We start from the raw sequence: 10,824 nt of genomic DNA on the forward strand, positions 1-10,824 counted from the left end.
ACCACCCTGTGTATTGCCCAGATGGGCCATGCGCTGGCGGTTCGCTCTAATGACAAGCTGACCATCGAGCTCAACCCCTTTTCCAACCCCTACCTGCTGGGGGCGGTGCTGACCACTTTGCTGCTGCAGTTGGCCCTGCTCTATGTGCCCTTCCTACGCGACTTTTTCGGGACAGAAGAACTGACCCTCACTGAGCTGCTTATCTGCGTGGGCTTCAGCACAGTAGTGATGGTCTGGGTAGATCTGGAAAAACTCTACTGCCGCTGGCGCCCCCGTTAAGGCTAGCTTCCATGGTTTCCTCCTTTGCCAAAAGCTTTTTCCCAGGGCAGGGTAGGGCAGCTTTTTTCCGCAACTTAACTGAGCGATTCTGCGGAAACCAGAAGATAAGCTGGAAGCAGCCGCCACCAGAAAAGAGCTGGGGATAGAGATAATGCTGCCGGGCTGGGCCAGCTTTATGCTTGGGGGGATTGTTTTGGTTCTCGGAGCACTTCTAGGGCTTGGCTGGCTCCGGCGGCGGATCCCTCTCTTTAAGAGAGTTTTCAAGCTCATTTTCAAGGGATCGCTGGCAACTTCCAGCCCGGAGGCCCGTTTCCGCGCAGCGCTGGAAGCCAGCCTGGATGCCATCTATCTGTTGGAGGCGGTGCGGGATCCTTTTACCGGCGAGATTGTGGACTTTGTCTTCGTCGATGTCAACGCCAAGGGGGAGGAGCTGATTTCCCGCCGCCGGGAGGAGATCCTCGGCCAAAGGCTGTGCGAGCTGTTGCCCATCAACCGCACGGCTGGCTTTTTTGAAAAATACAAGCGGGTGGTGGAAACCCGCATCCCCCTGGAAGAGGAGTTTCCCATCTCCGGCCAGCCGGGCTTGCGGGCCCGTTGGCTCCACCACCAGGTGGTGCCGGTGGGGGATGGGATCCTCATCACCAGCCGCAACATCAGCGAGCAGGTTGAGAGAGAGCAGGCGCTGCAGGAAAGCGAGTCCCGCTATCGCGCCCTCTACGAGGCAATCCCAGACATGATTTTGGAGATTGCTGCCGACGGTCGCATCCTCGACTGCAAGCCGTCCCGCTACTTCGCCACTCTGCACCCCCCTCAGGACTACATTGGCCGCCGGGTTCAGGAGATTTTGCCTCCTGCTTTGCGGGAGGAATACGAGGCTCTGGGGAAGCGGGCTCTGGCCAACCAGACCGCCGAATACCTGGAGTACGAGATTGAGCCCCAGCCAGGAGTCAAGCAGTATCGCAGGGCCTGTATCGTTGCCCACGGCAGCGAGAAGCTCTACGTCTTGGTGCGGGACATCACAGAGCGCAAGCGGGCTGAGCTAGAGCTCAAAGTGGCCGAGGAAAAACAAAGGGCCATTCTGGCGGCCATCCCGGATCTCATCTTTCACCTCGATAGCCAGGGCGTTTGCCTGGGAGTGAGCTGTGGGGGGGAGGTGCGGCCCTACGGCTTGCCAGAAACTTACCTGGGGCGCTCACCCCACGAACTCCTGCCCCCAGACCTGGCGGAGCGGCGGCTTGCCTATATTCGCCAAGCCCTGGCCACCCAAACCCTGCAGCGCTATGAGCAAAGCCTGGAAATCGATGGCGAGGTGCGCCACGAGGAGGTGCGCATTGCCCCTCTGAATGCGCAGGAAGTGGTGCTCATCATTCGCGACATCACGGAGCGGGTGCAGGCACAGCAAGCCCTGCAGGAGAGCGAGCAGAAGTTCCGCGCCCTGTTTGAAAATGCTGCCGTGGCCATCCTCATTCGCCATGCCGAAACGGGCGAGATCTTGGAGGCTAATCCGCGCGCCCTTGCCGCCTATGGATTTCCCAGCCTGGAGGAGCTGCGGGCCTTCGACGTTTTGGAGCAGTCCCCCTATCGCCAGGCCCTGCAGGGAAGGGGGTTCTCGCTGCAGCCCTACCTGGAGCAAGCTCGCTCTCAGGGATCTGCCCGCTTTGAGTGGCACTGGCAACGGCGGGATGGCCGGGAGTTTTGGGAAGACGTCTTCGTCCAGCCGCTGGTGCTGCGCGGGATCCCTTGCTGGGTGTTTACCGCCGTCGATATCACCGCCCGCAAGCAGGCCGAAGCAGAGCTGGAGCAATTCTTCTCGGTAGCTTTGGACTTGCTCTGCATTGCCGACGAGCAGGGGTATTTTCGCCGCCTCAACCCTGCTTGGGAGACTGTTCTGGGCCGTTCCCTCGAGGAGCTGCAGCAGCACCCCTTTTGGGAATGGGTGCACCCGGAAGATCTGCCGGCCACGCAGAAGGCGATGCAAAAGCTGCTGCAAGAAGGACGCCTGGATGGCTTAGTCAACCGCTACCGCACCCAAGACGGCAGCTACCGCTTTATCGAATGGCGCGCCTCTCTGGCGGGATCCCTGGCCTACGCCGCCGGGCGGGACATCACCCTGGCCAAGCAGACGGAAGAGCAGATGAAGGCGGCTATGGAAGCTGCCGAGGCGGCCAACCGCGCCAAGAGCGAATTCTTGGCCACCATGAGCCACGAGATCCGCACGCCCATCAACGCCATCATGGGCATGGCCAGCCTGTTGCTAGATACCCCCCTGGATCCGCAGCAGCGGGATTGGGTGCAGACCATCCGCTACGGCAGCGAGGTGCTGCTCAGCCTCATCAACGACATTTTGGATTTCTCCAAGATCGAGTCTCAGAAATTGGAGCTGGAGGAAACGCCCTTTTCCCTGCCCCAGCTCATGGAGGAGCTCTTGGACCTCATGGCCGCCCAAGCCCAGAGCAAAGATCTGGAGCTGGTGGCCTGGGTGGATCCCAGCTTGCCAGCCAGCCTGGTGGGGGATCCCAACCGCCTGCGCCAGATCCTGGCCAATCTCCTCAGCAACGCCATCAAGTTCACCCCGCAGGGAGAAGTGGTGGTAAGCGTCGAGGCCCAGGAGCAGTGGGTGAGCTTCCAGGTGCAAGACACCGGCATCGGCATCCCGCCGGAAAAGCAGGATCGCCTCTTCAAGCCTTTCAGCCAGGTGGACAGCTCCATCAGCCGCCGCTACGGCGGCACGGGCCTGGGTTTGGCCATCAGCCAGCGCCTCTGTCAACTGATGGGCGGAGAGATCTGGGTGCAAAGCCAGCCGGGCCAGGGATCCACCTTTGGTTTCCGTGTCCCGCTGCGTGTTCCGGATCCGGCCCTCTTGGCAGCCCCAGCCCTCGATGCTGCTCTAGCCGGCAAGCGGGTTTTGTTGGTGGAAGACAACGCCAGCCAACGGCAGCTCCTGGCTCGCCTGCTCCAGGCCTGGGGGATGCAGGTAACGGCCTGCAGCTCTGCAGCAGAAGCCCAAGCCCTGGCCAAGGCCCAGACCTTTGAGCTGGCCCTGGTGGATACCAGCCTGCCTGATGGCGATGGACTGGCCCTGGCCAAAGTTCTGCAGCAGGAGCAGCCTCCCCTGAGGCCTTTGCTGCTGGTGGCCCGCAGCGCGGCTCTGGCAAGCTCTGGCTCTTTTCCTGCCCTGAGCAAGCCGGTCAAGGCCTCGCAACTGCGGGCTCTGCTTTGCCAGGAAAAAGTGCCTGCCGTTACTTCCAACTTGGAGCCCCCGCTGCCTTTGGCCAGCCGCTGCCCGTTGCACATCTTGGTAGCCGAGGACAACCCCGTCAACCAAAAAGTCATCCGCCTAATGCTGGAGCGGCTGGGCTATCAGCCGGACATCGTGGCCAACGGCCTGGAAGCTCTGCAGGCGCTGCAACTGCGCGCCTACGACCTGGTCTTGATGGATCTGCACATGCCGGAGCTGGACGGCCTGGCCGCCACCCGCCGCATCCGCAGCGAACTTCCCCCAGATCGCCAGCCGCGCATCCTTGCCCTCACCGCCGACGCTTTCCTGGAAAGCCGTGCTGCTGCCGAGGCCGCCGGCGTCGACGGCTACCTGACCAAGCCCCTGCAGCCGGCTGTGCTGGAGCGCGCTTTGCAGGAAATCTCTTCTTCTTGCAAGGAAGAAAAACCGGAGCCAGCCTTGGATCCCGACACCCTGGCCAGCCTACGCAGCATGCTGGGATCCCCCGAAGACTGGCAGGAGATGGTGCAAACCTACCAGCAAGACAGCCAGGCCCTGCTGGGATCCCTGCGCCAGGCTCTGGAGCGGCAAGATGCCCAAACCGTGGCCCAACTGGCCCACCGCTTCAAGGGCAGCAGCAGCACCCTGGGGGCCAAGTCGCTAGCTCAGATGTGTCAGGAGCTGGAGAACCTCTCTCGCCACCCCTCTCCCGCTTTTGTAAACTGGGATACCCTGAAGCAGGCCTTGCAACGGTTGGAAGCCGAGTACCAGCGAGTTACCCTGGAGTTATCGGCTGCCGCGTCTGGGCCTTCTCCTGTTGCCAGTACCCATGCAGAAGCTTAATGCCAAGCCTATGTCAGATCGGCGGGGAGGGAGCTTCTCTGGAGCCGAGGAAAAGCCACTGCTGCTGATTGCCGACGATGATCCCAGCCAGCGGCTTTTGGCTCGCTATGCCCTGGAGCGGGAAGGCTACCAAGTTGTAGAAGCGGACAGCGGCTTGGCTTGTCTAGAAGTCGTAAGCCGCCATCAGCCGGACATGGTGCTCCTGGATGCGGTGATGCCGGATCTGGATGGGTTTGAGTGCTGCCGTCGCCTCCACGCCCAAAACCCCGACATGCCAATTTTAATCGTCACCGCTTTAGAAGACGAAGCCTTTGTCAGTGAGGCCTTTGCCGCCGGTGCCAGCGACTACATCCCCAAGCCCATCCACTGGTCGGTTTTGAAGCGGCGCCTACGCCACTTGCTGCAAGCCAACCAGGCCCAGCGCCGTCTGCAGCAGCTTAACCAGGAACTGGAAGCCAAGGTGCAGGAGCGCACCGCCCAACTGGCCTGCCAGGTGGCAGATCTGGAGCAGCTCAACCGCCTCAAAGACCACTTTCTGGCCACGGTCTCCCACGAGCTGCGCACGCCTTTGACCAAGATCAAGCTAGCCCTGGAACTCCTGGGCCGCACCCCCCTCAACGAGAAGCAGCGGCAATACCGGGACATTGCCCTGCAGGAGTGCGAGGCCGAAATCCAGCTCATCAACCGCCTGTTGGATCTGCAGGGCCTGGAAGGGAAAGACCTGGGCTCTGCCGTTGCAGCTATTGACCTGCCCCACCTCTGGCACAGCTTGATCGAGTCAGCGCAGCAATGCACCCAGGCCCGCTCCCTCACGCTGCAGGTGGTGGATCTGCCCCCCTCCCCCTGGCGGTTTTACAGCCATCCGCAGCTCCTGACCCAGATCCTCAAAGAACTGCTGGACAATGCCTGCAAGTTTACCCAGCCAGGTGGCACGATCCGTCTAGGGGTTCAGCCAATCCCTGGAGGGGTTGAGTTTAAGATCGGCAACAGCGCTCAGATCGAGCCGGAACATCTGCCCCGCCTCTTTGAGCGCTTCTACCGCGTGCCCACTGCGGATCCCTGGGCCCAGCCAGGTAGCGGCCTGGGGTTGGCTTTGGTGAAGCAGTGGGTGGAATACCTGCAGGGCCACGTTCGAGTCAGCAGCGAGGACGGGTGGACGTGTTTTGTACTCCGCCTGCCCAGCCTAGAGTCGTCCGGCAGGATGTGATCAATGGCCGACGGCAGCGGCAGTTTCGGCGGTGGCAAAGGAAGTGCCGCAGCCACAGCTAGCCACCGCGTTGGGGTTCTTGAATTTGAAACCGCCCCCCAACAGATCCTCGGAAAAGTCGACGGTGAGGCCCTGGATCAAAGTCATGCTCAAGGGATCCACTGCCACCCGAATATCGCCAAAGTCAAAGGTATGGTCATCAGGGTTGGCCTGGGGCTCGAAGTTCATCACGTAAGAGAGGCCAGAGCAGCCGCTGGGCTTGACCCCCAGCCGTAGGATGGGCTGGGATCCCTCCTTCTCGTACTTGCTGCGCAGGCGTTTTAGCTCTTGGATGGCGCTCTCGGTCAAGGTGATCATGGCGGGAAAGCTGACACTTACTTTTCATCCTAACAAGGGTTTTGGGCCGCCTTTTCCCTGCGCGCGGCAGGAACAGTTGATAAGCTAGGGATCCCATTCCTTCAACTTTACCGTTCTGCCCTTGTGACGGATCCCAACGCCATTCGTGTTACCTTCTTGGGCACCAGCTCCGGCATGCCCACCCGCCAGCGCAATGTCTCTGGCGTGGCGGTGCAGTTTCCGCAGCGGTCGGAATGGTGGCTGTTTGATTGTGGCGAGGGCACCCAACACCAACTGTTGCGGCTGGACGAGCTGCGCCCCAGCCAGTTGCGCCGCATTTTCATCACCCACATGCACGGGGATCACATCTACGGCCTGCCGGGGCTGTTGGCCTCCTGTGGCCTGGGCAGTACCCCCCAACACATCGACATCTACGGCCCCCCCGGCCTGGAAGAGTACCTGAAGGCGGTGCTGCGCTACAGCGAGACGCGGATCCCCTATTCCTTCCGGGTTCACACCGTAGAAACAGGTCTCATTCTTCAGGATCCAGAATATTGGGTTTTTTGCGCGCCCCTGGATCACCGGGTGCCCGCCTTCGGCTACCGCGTGGTGGAACAGGATCGGCCAGGCACCTTTAACGTGGCCAAGGCTCAGGCAGACGGGATCCCGCCCGGCCCCCTCTACGGCCAGCTCAAGGCCGGGCAATCCATCTTCTGGCAGGGCCGCCACTTCCACGGACGAGATTATGTGGGGGATCCCATCCCAGGGCGCAAGTTCTCCTACTGCACCGACACCATCTTCTGCCGCAACGCCGTCGATCTCTCCCGTGCTGCTGACCTGGTCATCCACGAGGCCACCTACGCCGAAGCGGATCGCGAACTGGCCCAGCGCGCCAAGCACTCCACTGCCGCCATGGCTGCGCGGGTGGCCGCCGAAGCCAAGGCCCAGACCCTCATCCTCACCCACTTCAGTCCCCGCTACACCCCCGAAGCTCCCATCACCCTAGAAGACTTGCTGGCGGAAGCTCAAGCGATTTTTCCCAACACAATCCTGGCCCGGGATCGGATGACCTACGCGATCCCGCGCCGCAGCCCTGCTCCCCTGCCGGTGGGGGTCTAGACCCGCCTTGCTAGCTAGAATGATAGGACTGACAGCCTCAACCTGCGATGACGGATCCCAGACCCTATCCTGAACGGCCTCCATTTCCAGAGCGGCCCAAAACTAAGCAACTGGATCAAAACGCCAGCGAGTGGCAAGCTTTCAGCGCCTTGCCCCCGGCAACCTCCTTGCCTCCTGTACAAGCAGAGCGACCGGCTTCCCAAGCAGCCAGCTCGCCCCAGGCCGAGGAAAACCTGCCCAAACTGGCCCCCTGGGGCAAACGGATCGGGGCCTTTGCCCTGGATTTTGGGCTGGGGCTGGGGGTCTCCTACCTGGCGCAGGGCTTGGCTTCTCTGGTGGGAGCCGATGCGGGCGCCGTGGACATGACCGGCTACATCGCCTTCTTCGCCACCTGGCTGGTGAACCGCGGCTACTTCCAATCCCGCCCCGCTGGCCAAAGCCTTGGCAAATGGCTGCTGAACCTCAAAACCTTGGATCCCGAAACCGAGGCCCCACCCCACCTGGTTCGCTCCCTGGCCCGCGAGGGGGTGCTCTCCCTATTTGTGCTCACAGAAGCCCTGCTGGTGCCCCTGGCGGCCGATGGGCTGTTTGCCTTCTTCGACAAGGAAAAACGCCAGAGCATCCACGACCGCGCCGGGCGCACCCTGGTGGTGGAATCGGAGCAGGGTTACCACTTAGATAAGAAAGCCCTGCGGTTGCTGCAGGACATCCTGGAGGGGGACGCCGCCGAGGACGTCAAGTCCGCCGCTCGCGAGCTGTTGCGCCAAGCCCAACGCAACGAGGCAGTGCGCGATCTTTCCCAGCAGATGCAGCGCCTGAGCAAGGACGTGGATCGAAACACCCGCAGCCTAAGACAACAAACCGGCAAGCAAGTCAAAAACTGGGTTGATTCCGTCAAAGAAAAGTTGGATAATTGGTGATCGCGCTTACGAGGTGAACCCACCTCCAGCCTCAACCCCTGGGGTTGGGGGTTCTCAAGTGCTTTTACTTCCTCCACCTTGGGATCCACTATGGCCAAAGCAAAGGGTGCTCGCATCATCATTACCCTGGAGTGTACGGAGTGCCGCACCAACGTCAACAAGCGTTCTCCAGGGGTGAACCGCTACACCACCACCAAAAATCGCCGTAACACCACGGCCCGCTTGGAGCTTAAGAAATTCTGCCCCAAGTGCAACCGCCACACCGTCCATAAAGAGATCAAGTAGTTCAAGCCGCTTTACCGTTCTCCTGACCTATGGTTTACGCTCGTCGCCGCCTGTCTCCCATCAAGCCGGGAGAGCCGATCAAATACACCGATGTTGAGCTGCTCAAGAAATTTGTAACCGAGCGAGGCAAAATTCTGCCCCGCCGCATCACCGGCCTGACCGCCAAGCAGCAGCGGGAGCTGTCTACTGCCATCAAACGGGCGCGCATCCTGGGTCTTCTTTACTTTGTCAACAAAGAAGGATAAGTTGCTGGTTGCTTTCTCCGGATCCCGATGAGCCTGCAGCTTTCGCCGCAATTGCAAGCTCGAATGGCCCAACCCCTTGAGATTGGTGGGGTGAAGATTTTCAGTCGTGTCTTTCAGGCACCCCTGTCGGGAGTAACCGACAAAGTGTTTCGGGGGCTGGTACGCCGCTTTGCCCCGCAAAGCTTGGTCTACACCGAAATGGTGAACGCGACGGGGTTGCACTATGCCCGCGAGCTACCCCGCATCATGGAAGTGGGCGAGGGGGAGCAGCCCATCGGCATTCAGTTGTTCGACTGCCGACCTCACTTTTTGGCGGAAGCAGCTCGCATGGCGGTAGATGAAGGGGCGACCTTGGTAGATATCAACATGGGCTGCCCAGTAAACAAGATTACCAGAAACGGCGGTGGCTCTGCCCTGCTGCGGGAGCCGGACACGGCAGCCCGGATTGTGGAAGCGGTGGCTAAGGCTGTGTCCGTGCCCGTAACAGTGAAAACTCGCCTGGGTTGGTCGGATCAGGAGATCAACATCCTGGATTTTGCCTACCGGCTGCAGGAGGCCGGAGCGCAATTGCTGACTTTGCATGGCCGGACACGGGCTCAGGGGTTCAACGGCAAAGCCCGTTGGGATTGGATTCGCCGCGTCAAAGAGCATCTGCGCATTCCGGTAATCGCCAATGGGGATATTTTCTCGGCCGCTGCAGCGGTGAAGTGTCTGGAGGAAACCGGCGCCGACGGCGTGATGTGCTCCCGCGGCACCATGGGCTACCCCTTCCTAGTGGGGCAAATCGATTACTTCCTGAAAACCGGCCAAGAAAGACCAGCTCCTACCCCCCTGGATCGGATTCAAATGGCTTTAGAACACTTGCGAGGCCTCTGGGAGTATAAGGGAGAACGTGGCATCCGTCAGGCCCGCAAGCACATGACCTGGTACATCAAGGATTTTACCGGTGCCTCTCAGTTTCGCGCCCTTCTCTGCCGCATCGAAACCTTGCAAGAAGGGGAAGCCCTTCTACTTCAGGCCATGGAGCGCTGCCAAGAGGCCCCGCTGCAGCCGGAAGAAGTAACTGAAGACTCAAACTCCGAAATTGAGCAGGGGATCCTTTTGCCCTAACGGCTGGGCAGTAGCCAATTGGCCTTTGACTGCCGTTTGCAAACGGTTGTTTTCATCTTGAAACAAGGCATCCACGCTTCTGGAGAAGCGACCCTGTCTGGCTATGGGCAGTTGAGCATAGGCAAACTGCCCTGGCTGAAGCTGAAGTGACAGTAACCTTGCCAAACGGGAGCTCGCGACCAGCAGCTTCCGCCGCACCTGAGCTCGATGCGGACTTTTGGTCTGGCGGGCCCAGCTAGCCAAAGGCTACCACGGTTTTCCCAAGCAACCTGTGGAAAACCTGTGGAAACCCCCCAAAGGCCGCCCCCAGCCTTCATGGGATCCCCAGGCCACATTTAGAGCAGCGGAATACTAGACTAGGGCATCCTACACCGGTTGTGTGTTAAGTTTTATGAATTTGTCAGGGAATAACAACATTTTTATCCTCTCGGCCTGTGGAAAACTTGTGGAAAACTCCAAAAATCTGTGGAAAACTTGTGGAAAAACCCCCCGAGTTATCCACAGAGTATTTATACCTTGTGGAAAATTGGCCAAGTTATCCACAGTTTTTCCACAGGTGGGGAATACGATCAAAAGCTTGTGGCGCAAGGCTTTTCCGATCAATTTCCACAGTTTCCACAGCCCCTACTACTACTAGATCAAAAAATTAAATTGGGTAGGGATCGTGGTTTTTAACTTTATCCTGCGCGCGCGAAGAAAATTTTTTTGCAAAACTCGTCTGGGCAGGGAGGGATCCGTGGGAAGCAGGCGGTGTAGGATAGGCATATTCAGCTCGCAAGTCCCCAATGGTGCAAGCTCAACGTCCTGTGGATTGGGAAGTCGAAGCCAGCTCGCCCGCGTCTGCCCCGCGCGACGGCAGCTCTGGGTATCCCTTTCCCGTCAACGGGACAGAGTCTTTCAGCGAGGCTGTCGATCTACCTGCCGGCGGTCTTTGCTTCACCTGTGAGCAAGCTGCGCTCAGCCATCACCTTGCTGCAGTTAGCCGAGCCGTTGCCAGCCGTCCTGCCCTGCCGGTTTTGGCCAACGTGCTGGTAGAGGCAAGCGCAGAGGCACAGCGAGTTGCTCTGACGGCCTTTGACTTAAACTTGTGCATTCGCAGCGAGTTCGAGGCCGAGGTGAAGGGATCCGGTCGCACCACGCTGCCGGCCAAGCTGCTCAGCGACATCGTCAGCCGCCTGCCCAGCGGCCCGATCGGTGTTAGCCAAGCTCCGGAGAGCGCTGCTGTGACCCTTACATCGGCCGCCGGACAGTACCAGCTACGCG

Annotated in this window: 9 protein-coding genes and 1 pseudogene; 9 read left to right on the forward strand and 1 reads right to left on the reverse strand. The window is 60.1% G+C overall.

Annotated features, from left to right (window positions below; all coding sequences use genetic code 11):
• The 3 genes from NW835_RS12050 to NW835_RS12060 form a co-directional block, all read left to right on the forward strand.
• A partial coding sequence (locus NW835_RS12050) for a cation transporting ATPase C-terminal domain-containing protein (RefSeq protein ID WP_414415409.1) occupies positions 1-279 on the forward strand: 279 nt, incomplete at its 5' end.
• A 151-nt stretch (positions 280-430) separates the two neighbouring features.
• On the forward strand, positions 431-4,339 hold the full coding sequence (locus tag NW835_RS12055; RefSeq protein ID WP_414415410.1) for a PAS domain S-box protein: 3,909 nt from the start codon (positions 431-433) through the stop codon (positions 4,337-4,339).
• A gap of 10 nt (positions 4,340-4,349) precedes the next feature.
• Positions 4,350-5,546 (forward strand): response regulator, encoded by a 1,197-nt coding sequence (locus tag NW835_RS12060; protein ID WP_414415411.1) that lies wholly within the window; start codon positions 4,350-4,352, stop codon positions 5,544-5,546.
• Here NW835_RS12060 and NW835_RS12065 read toward each other — a convergent pair whose 3' ends face one another.
• Positions 5,547-5,903 carry a HesB/IscA family protein gene (locus NW835_RS12065; protein ID WP_414333417.1) on the reverse strand — a complete coding sequence of 119 codons (357 nt, stop codon included), beginning with the start codon at positions 5,901-5,903 and terminating at the stop codon, positions 5,547-5,549.
• 141 nt (positions 5,904-6,044) lie between these two features.
• Here NW835_RS12065 and rnz point away from each other — a divergent pair, with 141 nt between their 5' ends.
• The 6 genes and pseudogenes from rnz to NW835_RS12095 form a co-directional block, all read left to right on the forward strand.
• Entirely contained in the window at positions 6,045-7,001 is a 957-nt protein-coding gene (gene rnz, locus NW835_RS12070; RefSeq protein ID WP_414364925.1) for a ribonuclease Z, read from the forward strand.
• A 47-nt stretch (positions 7,002-7,048) separates the two neighbouring features.
• A complete protein-coding gene (locus tag NW835_RS12075; RefSeq protein WP_414364913.1) occupies positions 7,049-7,921 on the forward strand; it encodes an RDD family protein in 873 nt (290 codons plus the stop codon).
• Positions 7,922-8,011: 90 nt separating this feature from the next.
• Entirely contained in the window at positions 8,012-8,206 is a 195-nt protein-coding gene (rpmG, locus tag NW835_RS12080) for a 50S ribosomal protein L33 (protein WP_011430486.1), read from the forward strand.
• A gap of 29 nt (positions 8,207-8,235) precedes the next feature.
• The gene (gene rpsR / locus NW835_RS12085; protein ID WP_414364911.1) at positions 8,236-8,451 is read left to right on the forward strand and encodes a 30S ribosomal protein S18; all 216 of its coding nucleotides are present in this window, start codon (positions 8,236-8,238) and stop codon (positions 8,449-8,451) included.
• A 27-nt stretch (positions 8,452-8,478) separates the two neighbouring features.
• Positions 8,479-9,561, forward strand: a complete 1,083-nt coding sequence (gene dusB, locus NW835_RS12090; protein WP_414415412.1) for a tRNA dihydrouridine synthase DusB — start codon at positions 8,479-8,481, stop codon at positions 9,559-9,561.
• Positions 9,562-10,346: 785 nt separating this feature from the next.
• Positions 10,347-10,824, forward strand: a pseudogene (locus NW835_RS12095) (DNA polymerase III subunit beta); the annotation flags it as partial.

This window comes from Synechococcus sp. OH2, from assembly GCF_047462155.1.
Taxonomy (GTDB): domain Bacteria; phylum Cyanobacteriota; class Cyanobacteriia; order Thermostichales; family Thermostichaceae; genus Thermostichus.

Coding starts and splice junctions, on each gene's coding strand:
- rpmG (WP_011430486.1), top strand. CDS start 8,012: ATGGCCAAAGCAAAGGGTGCTCGCATCATCATTACCCTGGAGTGTACG.
- NW835_RS12060 (WP_414415411.1), top strand. CDS start 4,350: ATGTCAGATCGGCGGGGAGGGAGCTTCTCTGGAGCCGAGGAAAAGCCA.
- dusB (WP_414415412.1), top strand. CDS start 8,479: ATGAGCCTGCAGCTTTCGCCGCAATTGCAAGCTCGAATGGCCCAACCC.
- rpsR (WP_414364911.1), top strand. CDS start 8,236: ATGGTTTACGCTCGTCGCCGCCTGTCTCCCATCAAGCCGGGAGAGCCG.
- NW835_RS12075 (WP_414364913.1), top strand. CDS start 7,049: ATGACGGATCCCAGACCCTATCCTGAACGGCCTCCATTTCCAGAGCGG.
- NW835_RS12055 (WP_414415410.1), top strand. CDS start 431: ATGCTGCCGGGCTGGGCCAGCTTTATGCTTGGGGGGATTGTTTTGGTT.
- NW835_RS12065 (WP_414333417.1), bottom strand. CDS start 5,903: ATGATCACCTTGACCGAGAGCGCCATCCAAGAGCTAAAACGCCTGCGC.